The following is an 18002-nucleotide window of genomic DNA, read 5'->3' on the forward strand; positions in this document are numbered from 1 at the left end:
GCTCAGTCGCCTTTGCTGCCCCTCATACCACCCTTTTCCCCGCCCGCTCCGCCACCGCCTTCTGCACAAAATACATCGCGACCAGCGAGACGATCGCAGAGGCGACGACGACGTAGCCGATCCGGTCGAAATGGATCAGCGAGCCGTCGGGTGCTTGCGCGATGATCGCGCCGGCGAGCACCGAGCCGAGCCCGCCGGAGAGCTGCTGCAGCGAGGCGCTGACCGCGCTGAAGGAGCCGCGCTGGTCGGGATCCGGGATTGCCGACATCAGGGCCTGCGACGGGATCATGCGCGAGAAGATGCCGACGAACATCAGCACGTTGACGAGGATCGCCGTCGTAAGCGCGACGTGGCCGAGATGGGTGTAGATCAGCACCATGATGACGGACACCACGCTGCCGAAGACGAAGGTCGGATATTTGCCGAACGCATCGCTTGCCCTGCCGACCAGTGGCCCCGTGACGATGCTGAACAGGCCGGAGACGAGATAGATCGTCGGCAGGTGCGTGATGTCGATGCCGAGATTGTGCACGGTGAAGGCGCTGGAGAACGGCATCAGCATATAGCCGCCGGTCGCCAGCAGCGTCGTGACGGCGAAGGCCAGCGTATAGCGCGGCTGTCCGATCGTCGCGATCAGATGGTGGAACGGGTTCTTGTCCTGCTTCGATTTCAGATGCGCGTCGACCGGCTCCATGGCGAAGGCGATGATGGCGATCGCCGCGATCGACACGATCACGATCGCAATGAAGCAGACGTGCCAGCTCCAGTGATTGGCGAGAAACAGCCCGGCCGGAATACCCAGCACCTGGCTCGCGGCGAACGCCGTCTGGACGAAGCCCATCACGCGGCCGCGCAGGTGCAGCGGGAATAGATCGGTGATGATGGCGAGCACCACCGAGCCGATCACGCCCCCGAACAATCCGGTCACGATCCGGCCGAGCAGCAGCACGTGATAATTCTGCGCGGCGGCGCAGAGCATGGTGCCGAGCGTGAAGCCGACATAGAAGAACAGCAGCAGGCGCTTGCGGTCGAAACGATCGGCAAAGCCGGCGGCCAGCACGCCCGAAATGCCCGCGCTGAACGCGTAGGCCGACACCGCGACGCCGAATTGCCCGGCCGTGATGTCGAGCGCGGGCATCAGGATGGCGCCGAGCGGCGACATGATGATGAAGTCGAGGATGATCGTGAACTGCGTGAACGCGAGCAGCGCGATGAGGAGCGCCTGATAGCGCGAGAAGCCGCGCTGGCGTCCTGATGGATCGTCGATCGGCGCGGCGAGCATCTGTTCGGTCATGGATCTCGATTCGTGGGTCGCGGGGAGCGAAACTGGCAGATGGGGTGGGCCCGCACGATTTCCACGGCGCGCGCGCCAGAGGCTCCGCCGAAACGGGCAGTTCGTGCGCCGTTGTGGGTTCCATGCAACAGCCGGGCATTCGGCAAACGGTCCGCCTCTTCGCGAAACGAGTGCGCGGATTGAGAAGCCGGGACACCGGGCGGCCCCCATGAATATGGGAGGACGATAGGCCGCGCAGGCTTTCGTGCATCGCGCGTCTTCCCAAAGCCACGGGCCGCATGCTTTGAGAGATCGCGTTGGCGTGGCGGCGGCTTGGGGCTGGAAGTGAATTGGGGCTGGAAGTGACGGCGGTCTTCATTCTTCCTCTTCTTGCCGGTTGCGGGTTTGGAAGACGGGGTGGGGAACGAACATGACCATTTCATTGCGGGCGCCGGTCACCGCTTTTCTTGCAACGGCGCTCATTGCCGTGATCGCGGCCTGCGCCGGCGGGCCGGAAGCCCGGGCCCAGTTCGTGTGCGTGGATGGTGCCGCGTCTGAGCAAGGCGCCACGGCGGCCGGCTCAGGGGGCAATTTTGCCTGTGGACCCTCCGCCTCCGCTGTGGGTGCGGGCAGCAACAACTCCGCGATCGGGGCAGGCGCTAACGCCAGCGGCGATAGCAGCTCCAATGGAGCGACGGGAAACAATGCCGACGCCAGCGGCAACAACAGCTTCAACAGCGCGACCGGGGTGGGAGCCATCGCCAGCGGTGATGGCAGCAAAAACATGGCGTCCGGAAACAACGCGAAAGCCGGCGGTGACAACAGCACCAATATCGCGGCCGGCGCCGGAGCCAATGCCAGCGGCAACAACAGCGGCAATCTTGCGTCCGGGCTGACCGCCCTGGCCAACGGAGACAACAGCAGGAACGTTGCGACAGGGCGCAGTTCCAATGCCTCCGGCAACAACAGCAGAAATGTTGCGAACGGGTTTGTCGCCAAGGCCTACGGCGACGCCAGCGCCAACACGGCGACGGGGAGCAACGCCAACGCCTTCGGCAACGGCAGCGGCAACATCGCGTCCGGCGTCAACTCCAACGCGACCGGCGACAACAGCTCCAATATCGCGACCGGCATGAATACCAATGCGAGCGGGTCCGGAAGCAACAACGTCGCCACCGGCAACGCCGCCATCGCATTTGGCGCCAACAGCTCCAACGCGGCGAGCGGCTATCTGGCGAATGCCAGCGGCGCCAATTCGAGGAATATCGCGAACGGGGCGCAATCCAATGCCAGCGGCACCGGCAGCTTCAACATTGCGGTCGGAAACGGCGCCAACGCGAGCGGAAACGGTGTCGCGAACACTGCGGTGGGCAACGGCTCCAACGCGACCGGCGCAAATTCCTCGGCCTTCGGCAATGGCGCCTCCGCAACCTTCGCCAACTCCACCGCGATCGGCAACGGCGCCACCGCGACCCGCGCCAACCAGCAGGTCTACGGCAGCGCGAGCAATACCTACACGATGACAGGCGTCACCTCGGCCGCGAGCGCGGCCGCGCAGTCCGGACCCGTGCAACTCGTCACCACGGACGCGGCCGGCAATCTCGCCTCCACCTCGCTCAGTGCACTCGGGTTTGCGAGCCCCGCGGATATCGCAAGCATCAACAGCCAGCTCGCAGGCATCAATGCCCGCCTCAACGACCTCGACGGCAGGACCGGCAAGGCGATCAACGGCGTCGCGATGGCCTTTGCGATGTCAGGCTCGCCCTGGCTGATGCCGTCCGAGAAGATCGCGATGAGCATGAACTGGGGTACGTTTCAGAACACCAATGCGCTCTCCATGAGTGCGGCGCTGCGCGTCAGCGAGCATGTGCAGGCCAGCGGCGGCCTGACCTACGGCACCAACGGGGGCGGATTGGGCGGCCGCGTCGGAATGCGCGTCGGCTGGTGATGTCAGGCTTTGGCAATTCGATGCAATTGATCGCGCGAGCCGTGACGGCACTGGCGCTGCTGCTGTGCTGCGGAAGCGACGGGGCGATGGCGCAGCAGAAAACGCCTGCGCAGGCTGCGGCTGCCGCGCTGCCGTCGCTGCCCGTCACACTGGAGCAGGCTCTCTATCTGATCCGCTCGACGCTGCTCACGCTCAACGATGCCAACCGCACGGGCAATTACACGGTGCTGCGCGACCTTGCTGCGCCCGATTTCCAGGCGCGCAACACCGCCGCCGATCTCGCGCTGAATTTTCTCGATCTGCGGCGCCGCAACTTCGATCTCTACGGTGCGGCATTGCTGGCGCCGCAATTCAGCGACGCGCCCGCGCTCGATCAGCGCGGAATGCTGCGCTTGGCAGGTTACATCCCGACCCGGCCGCAGCAGATCCAGTTCGATCTCACGTTTCAGACCGTGGCCGGGCAATGGCGTCTGATCGCCATCGCGATCTCTACGCCGGAAGCCGCATCCCCCCAGCCGCAAGCCCAGGTGACGCCCGTGAAGCCGGCTGTGCCTGCGCAGAAGAAGACGCCGTGAGCGTTTCTGAGCACTATCTCATTGATAAGTCTTCGTTTGTCGCCGGATTGGCGGCCGCGCCCCACCCTGTTCTCGCTGCTCCTGGCAGCCCCGATTAAGCCGCCCTTAGCGAATGCTCCCCTAGTGTCCTGACCGTCCATTTCCCTGCTCCCCGGCCGGATGCCGGTCAGTTTGCGGCAAGTCAGAGCGTTTTCGGATGGAGCAGCCTGCCCGGCAGTATGATCCTGGCGTGCCCGAGCCGTTGGTCACGGCGGCGGCCACGCGGACGCTCGTCATCGATCTCGAAGGCGGCCTGCTGCGGTCCGAGTTGCTGATGGAGGCGCTGTTCTCCAGCCCCGCCCGCATGCTCGCCCGCTTCGGCGCGGGCGGACGACCGGGCATGGCGGCACTCACGGATATCCTGGCGCGCGCCGAGATCGACTACGCCCATCTGCCCTATGATTCCGACGTGTTGAACCGGGCGCTCGCTGCGCGGGCGCGGGGCGCGAAGATCTATCTGGTGGCTGGCCGCTTCGCCCGTCATGCCGCCGGCATTGCCGCGCATCTCGGCTTTGACGGTGTCGTTGCGCCGGCCGATCTGGCTGCGGGAGAAAACCTGCCGTTCGATCCCGGCGCCATCGAGCGCATCGAAAATCGCAGCCGCAACGCCAGCCTCAAGACCAGCCTCAGGACCTGGGCCAAGGCGCTGCGCGTCTATCAATACGCCAAGAACACGCTGGTGTTCGTGCCTGTCATCACCGCGCATCAGTTGAATTTTGCCAGCTTTGGCTCCGCGCTGCTGGCGTTCCTGGCGTTCTCGGCCTGTGCGTCTGGCGCCTATCTGATGAATGATCTCCTGGATCTCGCAGCGGACCGGCAGCATCCGACCAAGCGCCATCGCGCGCTGGCGGCCGGAGATCTGCCGATCTCGTCCGCGCTATCAGCGATCCCTGCGTTGTGGCTGTTCGCGGTCGTGGCCGGCCTCTGCATCTCGCCTCTGTTTCTCGGCGTGCTCGGCGCCTATCTTGTCACCACCATCGCCTATTCGCTCGCGCTCAAGCGCAAGATGCTGGTCGACATCGTCACGCTCGCCGGTCTCTACACGCTTCGCATCGTCGCCGGCGCGGTCGGCGTCGGCGTGGTGCTATCGGAATGGCTGCTGATCTTCTCGCTCTTCGTGTTCACGTCGCTGGCGCTGATCAAGCGCTTCAGCGAGCTCAGCATGCGCGAGAGCGCCGGCCTTTCCGATCCTTCCAATCGCGACTATCGCGTCACCGATCTGCAAATCATCGCCGCGATGGCGGCGGCGAGCGCGATGAACGCGGTGACCGTGTTCTCGCTCTACGTCTCCTCGTCCGCGGTGACGCCGCTGTACAGCCGTCCCTGGATGCTGTGGCTGCTCAATCCGCTGCTGCTGTACTGGTTCGGCCGCGCCCTGATGATGGCGCATCGCCGCGAGATGCCCGATGACCCGATTCTGTACGCCTTCCGCGACGGCCCCAGCCGCATTGCGGTCGCGGCGATGATCTGCATCATGCTGGCGGCGATCTGAGCGAAGCCCGTGCTTGCGCGGCCCGCCGGCAATGGCTACATCGCGGGCAATCCGAACTCGCTATTTGCCGACGCACCGATTAGACCCGAGGTTTTGAAACGCCATGACCGTACGCCTGCATCGCGGCGACCTGCCCGACCTGTCCCGCTACACCGGAGCGGTGGCGATCGACACCGAGACCATGGGGCTGAACCCGCACCGCGACCGGCTCTGCGTGGTGCAGCTCTCGCCCGGCGACGGCAGCGCCGACGTGGTGCAGATCCCCAAGGGACACACCGACGCGCCGAACCTCAAGGCGCTGCTGGCCAATCCCGCCATCACCAAGATCTTCCACTTCGCGCGGTTCGACGTCGCGGTGCTGTACCAGACCTTCGGCGTCATGACCGGCCCGATTTATTGCACCAAGATTGCCTCGCGCCTGACCCGCACCTACACCGATCGCCACGGCTTGAAAGACCTCGTGCGCGAGGTGCTCAATGTCGATCTCTCCAAGCAGCAGCAATCCAGCGACTGGGGTTCCGACAGCCTGACCGAGCCGCAGCTCGCCTATGCCGCCTCGGACGTGCTGCACCTGCATGCCTTGCGCGAACGGCTCGACGCCATGCTGGTGCGGGAGGGCCGCACCGCGCTGGCCAAAGCCTGTTTCGACTTCCTGCCGACCCGCGCCCTGCTCGACCTCCAGGGCTGGGCGGAGGAGGACATTTTCGCGCATTCCTGAGCCCTCGCCCGCCGGTTAGACTTCGGGCTGCGCCCCGTTTCGGACACTTTCGTGCGGCCTGTCCAAGCCTGATATGTACAAGGCTGCATATTGCGGCGGTCACGGGTACAATGGAGCGGCCTGCAACCCGGCCTGGCGAGCGGCACCTCAGGAGCTCAGGTGAATTCGGCCCACAATCCCACCTACGACGCCGCGCTTGCGGCGAAGTTTGCCAGCGCGGCGCGCCACAGCCGTCTGGTGCGGATTCTGCGCCTCGCGGTGCCGGCTGCAGTGCTGTTGTCGATGGCCGCGATCGTCGGCGTCTCGGTCTTCAATCCGTTCCGCATGCTGATGCCGAAGCTGCCGCTCGATTCCGGAAACCTGGTGGTGTCGGGCACCAAGATCACGATGGAATCGCCGCATCTGGCGGGCTACACGCCGGACCAGCGGCCCTACGAGCTCTGGGCCAAGACTGCGACACAGGACATCACCGATCCCGATCATGTCGATCTCTCCGACCTGCGCGCGAAAGTGCTGATGGAGGATCAATCCACCCTGTTCCTCGATGCCCGCACCGGCCGCTTCGACAACAAGCAGCAGCAGCTCGATCTGCACAAGGACATCTTCCTGCGCACCTCAACCGGCTACGAGGCCCGGCTGAACTCGGCCTTCGTGGACATGGGCAAGGGCACGGTCTCCTCGGACGAGCGCGTCGACGTCAAGCTGACCAACGGCACGCTGACCGCGGACCGCTTACGCATTACGGAAGGCGGCGACGTCATCCGCTTCGAAGGCAATGTGGTGATGCATCTGGACAAGCTGGATGACCCCGCCGCCGCTCAGCCTGCGCCGGCCGAGCCCGCGCCGTCGGCGCCGCCGGCCAAGTCAAAGAACAAATCTGCCAATTCAAAGTGATTTCATGATCAGGTCTTTTCCGCGCAACGACAACAAGCGCAGCGCCATCTTCAGTGCAGCTGCGCTCGCCGCCATTGTCGTGCTTGCTGCAACCGGCACCGCTTTTGCGCAGAGCACGATGCAGGGCGTGCCGAACGCGATGCAGGGTTTTTCGCAGAACCGTGATCAGCCGATTCAGATCGAGGCCGCCTCGCTCGAGATGCGCGACAAGAAGAAGGAGGCGACCTTCGCCGGCAATGTGAAGGTCGTCCAGGGCGACACCACCATGACCTCGAAGACGCTGGTGGTGTTCTACGAGTCGGGCGGCGACAAGCCCGCCACGCCGCAGCCTGCGGCCAAGGCGACCAAGGGCGCGCCGATGCAGTCCGCGCAGCCGGGCCCCGGCGGCAGTTCCTCGATCAAGCGGCTGGAAGCGCGCGGCAATGTCGTGGTCACCCAGAAGGACCAGGTGGTGACCGGCGAGACCGCCGTGTTCGACACCAGGACCAATCTCATCACCATGCTGGGCGGCGGCGGCCAAGTCGTCCTGACGCAGTGCAAGAACGTGCTGCGCGGCGACCGTTTGATGGTCGACATGACGACGGGCGTGTCGCGGGTGGAATCCGACAACGGCCGGGTTCAGGCCCTGCTGCCCCAGGGCGGCGGCAATGATTGCGGTTCGGGCAAGCCCGGCGGGGCGCCGCCTTTGCAATTGCCCGGTGCAACTAAACCGAAATGAATTCAACAGCTTGGTTCGGACGTGGCCGAACCGAGGTTGAAGCTTGGCCGGCGAGACTGTATCTAGCGCGCAGGGCTTTCGAAGCGGGGTCCGCCGCTTTTCGGGCGTGTTTCACTGGGCATGAGACATCCCTTCACTCATGCTGCACCGGCTAGTCGAACGGCCGGTGCGGCAGATCGCGCGAATTCGCGCAGGATCGTCGCGAAAGGCTAAAAGGCGGGGATGGTCGATCTCTTCAGCATGTTCCGTCGGCGCCCCGCCAAGCGCGGCCGGCCAGGATTTGCGCGTCAGGACATCACCGCGCTCGGTGACGGCGTCGGCGGGCTCGTGACCAGCCCGATCCGGGACGCGCCGATGGCCCGCGACCAGGCGATCCATGCGCCCGATCAGTTCCCGGGCGACTATCAAGGCGACTATCAAGCCGAGGCGCCGCGCCAGCCGGCGGTTCACCCCGTCAGGGCCGCCGCCAAGCCGAACGGCGCCGGCGGGCCGCAGCTGTTGAAGCGGCCGGGCTTCCTGGCTGTGCATAGCGTGGAAAAGGCCTTCGGCAGCCGCCAGGTGGTGCGCGGCGTCAGCATCTATGTGCGCCGCGGCGAGGCGGTCGGCCTGCTCGGTCCGAACGGCGCCGGCAAGACCACCGTGTTCTACATGATCACCGGCCTGATCAAGGCCGATCGCGGTGCCATCGAGCTCGACGGCCACGACGTCACCAAGCTGCCGATGTATCAGCGCGCGCGGCTCGGCATCGGCTATCTGCCGCAGGAAGCCTCGATCTTCCGCGGCCTCACCGTCGAGCAGAACATCCGCGCCGTGCTCGAGGTGGTCGAGCCCTCGCGCAAGAAGCGCGAGCAGCAGCTCGATTCGCTGCTCGACGAGTTCAACATCACGCGGCTGCGCAAATCGCCGTCGATCGCGCTGTCCGGTGGCGAGCGGCGCCGCGTCGAGATCGCGCGTGCGCTGGCGACGCGGCCGAACTACATGCTGCTCGACGAGCCCTTCGCCGGCATCGACCCGATCGCGGTCGGCGACATCCAGGACCTCGTCCGCCATCTCACCAATCGCGGCATCGGCGTGCTCATCACCGACCACAATGTCCGTGAGACGCTCGGCCTCACCGATCGCGCCTACATCGTCTATGCCGGTGAAATCTTGACCGAGGGGAGCCCGGATGAGATCGTCGCCGATCCGGACGTGCGCCGCCTTTACCTTGGCGAGGAATTCCGCCTCTAGCCCGTTTTTGGGTTTCGTCAAGACGTGTACATCGGGCCCGGACTAGGATAAGCAAAAATCGGACCAATTTTTGGGAACGGTTCTTGCTTCATGGCGCTCACGCAGAGATTAGAGTTCCGGCAATCGCAGTCGCTGGTCATGACGCCGCAGTTGATGCAGGCGATCAAGCTGCTGCAATTGTCCAATCTCGATCTCACGACCTTCGTGGAAGAGGAGCTCGAGCGTAACCCCCTGCTGGAACGGGCCAATGACGAGGCCCCCGCGGGCGAGGCCCCGGCCGAGGCCGGCCAGTACAGCGATGGCGAGGAGTCCGGCGGCCAGGGTGATGGTCAGGGCGACGATGGCTTTGGCGGCAGCGGCGAGGCCTTCGAGCCCGGCCAGGAAGAATGGATGAGCAAGGATCTCGGCACCCGCGCCGAGATCGAGCAGACCCTGGATACGGGCCTGGACAACGTCTTCTCCGAGGAGCCGGCCGAGGCCGCAGCGCGCAACGCCCAGGATGCAGCGCCGACCACCTATACGGAATGGGGCGGCGGTGCCTCCGGCGACGAGGACTACAATCTCGAAGCCTTCGTCGCCGCGGAAACCACACTCGGCGACCATCTGGCCGAGCAGCTCTCGGTGGCCTTCACCGCACCTGCCCAGCGCATGATCGGCCAGTATTTGATCGACCTCGTCGACGAGGCCGGCTATCTGCCGGGCGATCTCGGCCAGGCCGCCGAGCGCCTTGGCGCGACGCAAGCCGACGTCGAGGGCGTCCTTGCCGTGCTGCAAAAATTCGATCCGCCCGGGGTCTGTGCGCGCAATTTGAGCGAATGCCTGGCGATCCAGCTCCGCGAACTCGACCGCTACGACCCCGCGATGCAGGCCCTGGTCGAGCATCTCGATCTCCTGGCCAAGCGCGACATCGTGGCCCTGCGCAAGATCTGCGGCGTCGACGACGAGGACATCGCCGACATGATCGGCGAGATCCGCCGCCTCAATCCCAAGCCCGGCATGAAGTTCGGCTCGGCGCGTCTGCAGACCATGGTGCCCGACGTCTATGTCCGCCCGGGTCCCGACGGCGGCTGGCATGTCGAGCTCAACAGCGACACCTTGCCGCGCGTGCTGGTCAACCAGACCTACTATTCCGAGCTGTCGAAGAAGATCGGCAAGGACGGCGACAAGTCCTATTTCACCGACGCGCTCCAGAACGCGACCTGGCTGGTGCGCGCGCTCGACCAGCGCGCCCGCACCATCCTGAAAGTTGCAACCGAGATCGTGCGCCAGCAGGACGGCTTCTTCACCCATGGCGTCGCGCATTTGCGGCCGCTGAATCTAAAGGCCGTCGCCGACGCCATCCAGATGCATGAATCCACGGTGTCGCGCGTCACCGCCAACAAGTACATGGCGACAAATCGCGGCACATTTGAGCTGAAATATTTCTTCACCGCCTCGATCGCGTCGGCCGACGGCGGCGAGGCGCACTCCGCCGAAGCCGTGCGCCACCACATCAAGCAGCTGATCGATTCGGAGGAGCCCGCGGCGATCCTGTCGGACGACACCATCGTGGAACGCTTGCGCGCCTCGGGCATTGATATTGCCCGCCGCACGGTCGCGAAGTACCGCGAAGCCATGCGCATTCCTTCCTCGGTGCAACGTCGCCGCGACAAGCAGAGCGCTCTTGGTAACGTCCTCTCTACCGCCTTGTCCGATCGTTCCCGCAACACCGAACCGGCCTGATTGCGCTGGCGCGAAATCGCGCTACTCTCGACCTCCCGTCGAGACGGATCCAAGCACGCGCATGATCCGGAAAAGTGTCCAGCGGTTTTGCTTCCCGACAAGCGCCAAAGGCGTTTGCGGCGAGATCATGCGCAGGCAATATTCCAGAGGTGCGATGACGTGGCATCGCACCGCGAGCACGTGAACCAAGCGAGGCATCACATGACTCTCAGAATCTCGGGAAAGAGCATCAGCGTCGGCGAGGCCCTGCGCGGCCGCGTTTCCGACCGCACCGACGAGGTGCTGCGCAAATATTTCGACGGCAATTATTCCGGCCACATCACGCTCAGCAAGGACGGCTTCGGCTTCCGCACCGATTGCGCCCTGCACCTGGATTCCGGAATCACGCTGGAGGCCGATTCGAACGCGCCGGATGCCTATGCCAGCGCCGATCAGGCGCTGCTGATGATCGAGAAGCGGCTGCGCCGCTACAAGAACCGGCTCAAGGACCGCTCCGCCCGCAAGGCCCATGTCGCCTCCGAAGCGATGGCTGCGCTCGATGCCACCAGCTACGTGCTCGAGGCCCCGGAGGGCGAGGACGAGGTCACCGGCTACAGCCCCGTCATCATCGCCGAGGCCACCACCTCGCTGAAGCCGCTGTCGGTCAGTGAGGCCGTCATGGAACTCGACCTGAGCGGGGCTCCCTGCCTGGTCTTTCAGCATGGCTCCAGCGGCCGGGTGAACATCATTTACCGCCGGGCCGACGGCAATGTGGGCTGGATCGACCCGCCCGGAGCCAAAACGGATGCCGGCGCGGATGGCAAGGGGAACAGCAGGGCCGGGGGATAGGCAAAAAACCGGCCCCGTACCATCCGCAGGCCTTAACAATGACCGGGGCAAAGCCGCACGCGGGAGTTGGCACCGGGATTGCGTTGGAGTAGAAGCGCCCCACATCAGGACTTAACGGGATTTGGGCTAAGTCCTCCTCCTGCTTGACCTTCTTGACGCCGGCCCGGCGTGGTTTCTCTCCAAGCCGGCCAATTCGGAACCTGACGGTTTAATTCACCTCGGAAACCCTCCATGCCGATTACCGATCTGGTCGCACCCGAGGCGATTCTCCCGGCATTGAAGGTCAACAGCAAGAAGCAGGCCCTGCAGGAGCTCGCGGCCAGGGCCGCCGAGCTGACCGGGCAGAACGAACGCTCCGTGTTCGAGGTGCTGCTGCAGCGGGAGAAGCTCGGCACCACGGCGGTCGGCTATGGCGTTGCCATTCCGCACGGCAAGCTGCCCAAGCTCGAAAAGATTTTTGGCCTGTTCGCACGCCTCGACCGCCCGATCGATTTCGAGGCGATGGACGGCCAGCCGGTCGATCTCGTCTTCCTGCTGCTCGCCCCCGAAGGCGCCGGCGCCGATCATCTCAAGGCGCTCGCCCGCATCGCCCGCCTGCTGCGCGACCAGGACATCGCCAAGAAGCTGCGCGCTTCGCGCGATGCCCAGGCGATCTATTCCGTGCTGGCGCTGCCGCCGGCAACGGCGGCCTGACGTCGCTTTCCCCTGCTCTGTGTTGGCCTTCCAGATCGCACGGCGTTGGCAGCGTCGTGGCATGCGCACCGTTGGATAGCCAAGGTAGACGGTATCAAAATCTTCCCGTTTGAGACGCACGGCACATCGGGCGGCGTCAAGGTCCGCTAAGAGTCGCTCGAGACCAATGGGACTGAGCAGACGTGATACGGAATGGAAGCGCGCCGTTGCGTCGTGGCGCGGCGGCGGGAGAACGGCCCGATGCGAGCAGCGGCTTGCGCCTGGCGCTGCTCGGTACGGTGGCAAGCGGTGCATTGTGGCTGACGCAGCCCGGGCCGGCGCTGGCCGGGCCAAGCGGCTGCACGACGGTCGGTGGCACCGCCACCTGCAGCGGCGATCAATCGGCCGGCATCGGCGCCGCCGATTTCGACCAGGCCGCGGTCGGCACGCTCAACCTCAATGCGCTGACGACCGACATCGCGCCGGCCTCGGGCGTCGCCGCCATTTCCTACAGTCGCGGCAGTGGCAGCATTACGATCAACAGTGATCTCTCGCTGCGGACGATCAGGGTGACAGGCATCACCGACGCAGTCTCCGCCTCGACCGACGGCGACGTGACGATCAATCACGCAGGCAACATCAGCTCGGCCGGCGGCGCCGGCATCTACGTCACCACGACCGGCGGTTTCTTCGGTACCACCGACATAAGGATCACCAGCAGCGGCACGATCGACGCGTATAGCGACGGCATTCACGCGCGATACCAAGGGCCTGGAGGAAGCAACGGCAACATCGTTGTCGCGCACACGGGTGACATCACGTCCAGGACGACCTACGGGGTGTTCGCCGAAACACGCGCTGCCACGGTAAGTGTCACGACACTCGGAAACATCAACGCCGCTGCCAGCGGAATTCTGGCCGCCGCCGACTTCGGGGTTACCGTCAGCAGCACGGGAAACATCACAGGTGCCGTTGGGATCGCTGCATATTCCGTCTTCGGCGACATCGCTGTCTCGCAACGCGGCGACATGGCCGTGACACTCGACGGAATCTACATCGACAACTCGAGCGCCTCCGCGACGGTCGTGAATAACGGCAACATCTCGGCTGGACGCAACGCACTGTTCATAGCGGCGGGGGACAGCATCAGCATCACCAGCCGCGGCGACCTCACTGGCCGCGATACGGGCATCGCCGCGACCGGAATGGGTGTCGGGGTAAACAGCGTCGGCAACATCGCCGCGAGCCACGGCTCCGGCATGTACATCGTCGGGCAAGCTGCAGTCGGGGTCACCAGCCGGGGAAACATCAGCGCGACCGACTATGGCATCTTCGCGCTCATGTCGAACGTGCCCGGATATCTCGCGACGGTGGACAGCACCGGCGACATTGTCTCGACCGCAGGCGAAGGAATTCGCGTTCAATCGCACGGCGGCTTCGCCTCCCTCATCAGCCGCGGGACTGTCAGCGCATTTGCCGATGGCATTCACGCCTCTGCGCCCGGCGATGTCACGGTGACCAGCATCGGCACTGTCTCGTCGGCCTCAGGCAACGCCATCAACGCGAGCGGGGGCGGTAATCTCGAGGTCACGGTCAGCGGAGGCGTCTTGTCCGGCGCGCTGACGGGCATCCGGCTGGACGGCGGCGCAACCAACACCGTCACCATCGGCGCGACGGCGAAGGTCGCCGGCGGGCTCAATGCCGTGCTGGCAACCACCGGCAACGACACCGTGAACAATTCCGGCATCGTCATCGGCAATGTCGCGCTCGGCGGCGGCAGCAATGCCTTCAACAATCTCGCCGGCAGCGTGTTTGACAGCGGTGCGACGGTGGACCTTGGCGCCGGCAATCTGCTGAGCAACGCCGGCATGTTGGCGCCGCTTGGCGTCGGCACGGTCGGCACCACGATGCTGACCGGCGATTTCGTCCAGGGCGCGAGCGGCCGGTTCGTCGTGGACGTCGCCGGTCACGCCGCCGACCGGCTCGACGTCACGGGCACGGCGAGCCTCGGCGGCAAGGTGGTCGTGGATCCGACCGCGCGCCTTGCGACGACGACGACCTACACGATCGCGAGCGCGGGCAATTTGAACGGCAGTTTCACGGGTGTGGATTTCCTGACCGCAAACAGCTTCGCGCGCAATGCGCGGCTGAGCTACGCCGGCAACGACGTGCTGCTGACGCTCGATCCCGGGCTGCTGTCGTATACGCTGCCCGCCAATGCCAGCGTCAATGTGCGGAACGTGGCGGCGGGGATCGACGCTCCGCTGATATCAGGCGCGGCGCTGCCGGCGGGCTTCAACCCGCTGTTTGCGTTGGCCGGCACGCCCTTGATGGGCGCCCTGACGCAAGCCTCGGGCGAGACCGCGACCGGCGCGCAGCAGACGACCTTCAACGCCATGAACCAGTTCATGGGCACGCTGACCGATCCCTTCCTGGCCGGGCGCAGCAATCCTCTGCCGGCGGCCGGCGCGACGGGATACGCAGCCGACGATGGTGACGTGCTGGCTTATGCCGGCGGCCGCAAGCTTAACCGCGACCCGCGTGACGCCTACGCCGCGATCTCTCGCAAAGCGCCGCCTGCGCAGACCTTCGAGTCCCGCTGGAGCGTGTGGGCTGCGGGCTTCGGTGGCTCGCAGACCACCGACGGGAACGCGGCGCTCGGCTCCGGCACCGCCACCAGCCGGATCGCCGGCGCGGTCGCCGGTGCGGATTATTGGCTCTCGCCAAATACCGTGGCCGGCTTTGCGCTCGCCGGCGGCGGCACCAGCTTCTCGGTGACGAATGGCGGCACCGGCCGCTCCGACCTGTTCCAGGCCGGCGCCTTCGTGCGGCACAATGCCGGCGCCGCCTATGTCACGGGCGCTCTGGCCTATGGCTGGCAGGACGTCACCACCGATCGCACCGTCACCATCGCCGGTGCGGATCATCTCCAGGCCCGTTTCAAGGCCAACGCCTATTCCGCTCGGATCGAAGGCGGCTATCGCTTCGTGGCGCCGTGGATCGGCGGTGTCGGCATCTCGCCCTATGCGGCGGCCCAGTTCACGAGGTTCGACCTGCCGGCCTACACCGAGCGGGCGGTCACCGGCAATGACACGTTCGCTCTCAGCTACGCTTCGGACGCCGCCACCGCCGGCCGCAGCGAATTCGGCCTGCGCAGCGACAAGTCCTTCGCCATGGCCGACGGCATCGCCACGCTGCGCGTTCGCCTCGCCTGGGCACACAATTCCAATCCCGACCGTTCGATCGGCGCGACCTTCCAGGCGCTGCCCGGTTCGAGCTTCGTGGTCAACGGCGCAGCGCAAGCCGCCGATGCCGCGCTCGTCACCGCGTCGGCGGAGAAGACTTGGCTGAACGGCTGGTCCGCGGCAGCGACATTCGAGGGCGAGTTCTCGAGCGTCACGCGCAGCTATGCCGGAAAGGGCGTCGTGCGATATGGGTGGTGAAGCCTGCGCCGGGCAGGCCGGGGTGGTCAGCTCATGACCAGCCTGCGCACCGCGTCAGATTCCGAGGGACACGAAAGCGCAATCTGGAAGGCGCCCAGCCCTGGCGTCGAGAAGCTTGCCAGAACCGTGATCCGCGGCTCGATCACCGTCAACGTGGTCGCCTCGATGGGCGTCTTCCACCCTGCGCTGCTGCCTGCAGAGTGGAGCTATCTGCAACAGGCTGTCGCGCTCCTGATGTGGGTCATCCTGATCTACGCCAGTGCCTTCGTGCGTCCTTGCCTGCGCGTGCAGCCCAATCCTGACCTCATCGCGCTGGTGGCATTCTACGCCCTTGCCGCCATGTCGGTTCTCTGGACCAGCCTCGCCGCTGCAGCGATCATGAAGAGTGCGGCTCTCGTGATAACGACTTTCGGCGCGTACTGCCTCATTATCCGTATCGACGTGGACGAGATCGTCGGATCGACGGCACTCGGGTTCTTCATTCTGGTCGCCGCCTCGGCCTTGTGTGCCATCTTCGTGCCCGAGATCGGCGTCGACCAGAGCTGGATGCACAACGGCCAGTGGCAAGGAATCTACGAATCGAAGCAGACGCTCGGTTTCATCAGCGCATATCTGATGTTCTTTGCCTGCTATCAGAAGATGACGGGGCAGGGATGGATCGCTTTTCTCGCGACGTTTCTCCTGGCATCGACCTGCGTCATCGCCTCGGAATCCCGTGGTGCCGGCGCCGTTGCCGTTGCCGCGTGTGGGCTGCTCGTGACCTCGATGTGGTCGATCCGCTGCATGAGAGTCTATGCGGTGCTGCCATTCATCATGTGCATCCTGGCCGCCCTGCTGTTTCTGTATTTCTATCTGACGGGGTACGATTCCTTTCGTCTCGGCGGTGAATCGACCATCGACTTGACCGAGCGGACTTTCATTTGGCAGTACGCCATCAGCCATTTCAACGACGCGCCCCTGCTGGGCTTTGGCATCAACGGATTCTGGACGCGCCCTTCGATTTACGACTATTTCAACCAGAACCATGGCTGGGTGCTCGACAATTATCATAGCGGTTACATCGCGGTGCTGATCGAAACGGGGTTTCTGGGATATTTTCTGTTCGTCGCGAGCGTCTATCTGTTTTCGGAAAAGGTCCTGTACTTGATCGCCACCCGGTCGATCGATCGCTCCCATTGCGCTCTCATCATCGGATTTGTCGTCCTGAGCTTTCAATCGAACTTCACGGAGACGATGTTCCTGCGCTCGACGATGTTCACGTCGGTGCTTCTCGTCGCGTTCTTCTTCGCGGTGTGCAGGCCGGTGCCGCAGCAATCCCTGCTGCCATGATGGAGAAAGCAGCATGAATGCCATCTGCGCCCGCTGGTCGGTGACCTTCGGTCTCGCCTTGGCGATAGCCATGCTCGCGATCTGCTCTCGGGCCGACGCAGCCAAACAGGGCACCGCGCGCGCCCCAGGAGAGTTGGGGCGCGGCATCAACATCCTCGGCTACGACGGCATCTGGGAGGGAGGCCGGAACGCGCCATTTCGTCTGGACAACCTCACGGCCATCCGAAAGGCCGGGTTCTCGCACGTTCGGATCAATTTCTTCGGCTTCAAGTTCATGGGCGAAGGGTATCTGCTGGATGAAATCGTCTTGAGGCGGCTTGATGCCGTGATCGAGGAGGTGCTCGCCCGGAAGCTTATCCCCATTCTCGACGAGCACGATACGGATACCTGCCAGCGCGACGTGTCCGCATGCGCCGAGAAGCTGAAGGCATTCTGGACGCAAATCGCCGAGCGCTATGCCGGAAGATATCCGAAGCTTGTCTTCGAGGTCCTCAATGAGCCCGGCGGGCAGATGACGTCGGCCAGTTGGAACGCCCTTCTGAACGAATGTCTCGGCATCATCCGCACCAGCAACCCCGGCCGGACGGTCATTGCTGCCGTTCTCAACGTCGATGACATGCCGGTCGAGGAGCTGGCCCTGCCATCAGGTGACAGAAACCTCATCGTCACGTTTCACTATTACGCGCCGATACGCTTCACGCATCAGGGTGCGCCGTGGTCCCCAACGTTTTCGCGGCTCGGGCCGCTCGATTGGGGCAGTCCGGAGGACGAACAGAAGGCTCTCGCCGACTTCGAAAAGATCCGTAGCTGGTCCGAAAAGGAAAAGCGCCCGATCTATCTCGGCGAGTTCGGCGTGTACGAGCGCGCTCCGGCCGAGGCCCGGACGCGATATCTGTCGTTCGTGGCGCGAAGTGCGGATCGGCTTGGCTGGGCATGGGCCTATTGGCAGTTCGACCATGATTTCGCGGCCTTCGACAGCGCGCGTCAAACCTGGAAGCCGGACGTCCTGCCGGCGCTGATCCCGGCGGTGCGTTGAAGCGCGCGTTCGGGACTCGAGAGTTGAGCACGCTGCGGCCTCGAGCACCGTCATCGCGTCAAAATGGAAACGGGCACGCCTTCGC

At 64.8% G+C, this 18002-nt stretch carries 15 protein-coding genes; 13 read left to right on the forward strand and 2 right to left on the reverse strand.

All coding sequences use genetic code 11. The features are described 5' to 3' along the window. Window positions 1-22: 22 nt before the first annotated feature. Window positions 23-1294: an MFS transporter gene (locus XI04_RS29365; RefSeq protein WP_038972315.1), complete on the reverse strand. Its 1272-nt coding sequence runs from the start codon at window positions 1292-1294 to the stop codon at window positions 23-25. Between the two features lie 354 nt (window positions 1295-1648). Continuing rightward, a complete protein-coding gene (locus XI04_RS29370) occupies window positions 1649-2059 on the reverse strand; it encodes a hypothetical protein (RefSeq protein ID WP_271610557.1) in 411 nt (136 codons plus the stop codon). Between XI04_RS29370 and XI04_RS29375 the strand changes: the two genes are divergently transcribed. From XI04_RS29375 to XI04_RS29435, 13 genes are all read left to right on the forward strand, one after another. Further along, window positions 2058-3221 (forward strand): hypothetical protein, encoded by a 1164-nt coding sequence (locus XI04_RS29375; RefSeq protein ID WP_271610556.1) that lies wholly within the window; start codon window positions 2058-2060, stop codon window positions 3219-3221. The genes XI04_RS29370 and XI04_RS29375 overlap by 2 nt on opposite strands. Next, window positions 3221-3796: a hypothetical protein gene (locus tag XI04_RS29380; RefSeq protein ID WP_244625910.1), complete on the forward strand. Its 576-nt coding sequence runs from the start codon at window positions 3221-3223 to the stop codon at window positions 3794-3796. Before XI04_RS29375 ends, XI04_RS29380 begins: the two co-directional genes overlap by 1 nt. Window positions 3797-4025: 229 nt before the next feature. Continuing rightward, window positions 4026-5327, forward strand: a complete 1302-nt coding sequence (locus XI04_RS29385; protein ID WP_271610555.1) for a UbiA family prenyltransferase — start codon at window positions 4026-4028, stop codon at window positions 5325-5327. Between the two features lie 103 nt (window positions 5328-5430). Further along, window positions 5431-6045 carry a ribonuclease D gene (locus XI04_RS29390; protein ID WP_018323452.1) on the forward strand — a complete coding sequence of 205 codons (615 nt, stop codon included), beginning with the start codon at window positions 5431-5433 and terminating at the stop codon, window positions 6043-6045. Window positions 6046-6204: 159 nt separating this feature from the next. Beyond that, window positions 6205-6939, forward strand: a complete 735-nt coding sequence (gene lptC / locus XI04_RS29395; RefSeq protein ID WP_271610554.1) for an LPS export ABC transporter periplasmic protein LptC — start codon at window positions 6205-6207, stop codon at window positions 6937-6939. A 4-nt stretch (window positions 6940-6943) separates the two neighbouring features. Then, on the forward strand, window positions 6944-7657 hold the full coding sequence (locus XI04_RS29400; protein ID WP_271610553.1) for an LptA/OstA family protein: 714 nt from the start codon (window positions 6944-6946) through the stop codon (window positions 7655-7657). A gap of 222 nt (window positions 7658-7879) precedes the next feature. Beyond that, entirely contained in the window at window positions 7880-8887 is a 1008-nt protein-coding gene (gene lptB / locus XI04_RS29405) for an LPS export ABC transporter ATP-binding protein (RefSeq protein ID WP_212477486.1), read from the forward strand. A 90-nt stretch (window positions 8888-8977) separates the two neighbouring features. Beyond that, on the forward strand, window positions 8978-10609 hold the full coding sequence (gene rpoN / locus XI04_RS29410; protein WP_038950982.1) for an RNA polymerase factor sigma-54: 1632 nt from the start codon (window positions 8978-8980) through the stop codon (window positions 10607-10609). Between the two features lie 201 nt (window positions 10610-10810). Next, window positions 10811-11437 carry a ribosome hibernation-promoting factor, HPF/YfiA family gene (hpf, locus tag XI04_RS29415; RefSeq protein WP_028139460.1) on the forward strand — a complete coding sequence of 209 codons (627 nt, stop codon included), beginning with the start codon at window positions 10811-10813 and terminating at the stop codon, window positions 11435-11437. A 231-nt stretch (window positions 11438-11668) separates the two neighbouring features. Further along, the gene (ptsN, locus tag XI04_RS29420) at window positions 11669-12130 is read left to right on the forward strand and encodes a PTS IIA-like nitrogen regulatory protein PtsN (protein WP_014438750.1); all 462 of its coding nucleotides are present in this window, start codon (window positions 11669-11671) and stop codon (window positions 12128-12130) included. Window positions 12131-12312: 182 nt separating this feature from the next. Continuing rightward, a complete protein-coding gene (locus XI04_RS29425) occupies window positions 12313-15552 on the forward strand; it encodes an autotransporter outer membrane beta-barrel domain-containing protein (RefSeq protein WP_212477484.1) in 3240 nt (1079 codons plus the stop codon). Window positions 15553-15585: 33 nt separating this feature from the next. After that, on the forward strand, window positions 15586-16881 hold the full coding sequence (locus XI04_RS29430; RefSeq protein WP_212477482.1) for an O-antigen ligase family protein: 1296 nt from the start codon (window positions 15586-15588) through the stop codon (window positions 16879-16881). A 13-nt stretch (window positions 16882-16894) separates the two neighbouring features. Beyond that, a complete protein-coding gene (locus XI04_RS29435) occupies window positions 16895-17917 on the forward strand; it encodes a glycoside hydrolase family 5 protein (RefSeq protein ID WP_271623870.1) in 1023 nt (340 codons plus the stop codon). Window positions 17918-18002: the final 85 nt, after the last annotated feature.

Source organism: Bradyrhizobium sp. CCBAU 11430, from assembly GCF_028128855.1.
Classification (GTDB): Bacteria; Pseudomonadota; Alphaproteobacteria; order Rhizobiales; family Xanthobacteraceae; genus Bradyrhizobium; species Bradyrhizobium ottawaense.

Coding starts and splice junctions, on each gene's coding strand:
- ptsN (WP_014438750.1), top strand. CDS start 11,669: ATGCCGATTACCGATCTGGTCGCACCCGAGGCGATTCTCCCGGCATTG.
- XI04_RS29380 (WP_244625910.1), top strand. CDS start 3,221: ATGTCAGGCTTTGGCAATTCGATGCAATTGATCGCGCGAGCCGTGACG.
- XI04_RS29390 (WP_018323452.1), top strand. CDS start 5,431: ATGACCGTACGCCTGCATCGCGGCGACCTGCCCGACCTGTCCCGCTAC.
- XI04_RS29365 (WP_038972315.1), bottom strand. CDS start 1,294: ATGACCGAACAGATGCTCGCCGCGCCGATCGACGATCCATCAGGACGC.
- XI04_RS29370 (WP_271610557.1), bottom strand. CDS start 2,059: ATGTTTTTGCTGCCATCACCGCTGGCGATGGCTCCCACCCCGGTCGCG.
- XI04_RS29435 (WP_271623870.1), top strand. CDS start 16,895: ATGAATGCCATCTGCGCCCGCTGGTCGGTGACCTTCGGTCTCGCCTTG.
- XI04_RS29375 (WP_271610556.1), top strand. CDS start 2,058: ATGGCGTCCGGAAACAACGCGAAAGCCGGCGGTGACAACAGCACCAAT.
- XI04_RS29430 (WP_212477482.1), top strand. CDS start 15,586: ATGACCAGCCTGCGCACCGCGTCAGATTCCGAGGGACACGAAAGCGCA.
- rpoN (WP_038950982.1), top strand. CDS start 8,978: ATGGCGCTCACGCAGAGATTAGAGTTCCGGCAATCGCAGTCGCTGGTC.
- lptB (WP_212477486.1), top strand. CDS start 7,880: ATGGTCGATCTCTTCAGCATGTTCCGTCGGCGCCCCGCCAAGCGCGGC.
- hpf (WP_028139460.1), top strand. CDS start 10,811: ATGACTCTCAGAATCTCGGGAAAGAGCATCAGCGTCGGCGAGGCCCTG.
- XI04_RS29400 (WP_271610553.1), top strand. CDS start 6,944: ATGATCAGGTCTTTTCCGCGCAACGACAACAAGCGCAGCGCCATCTTC.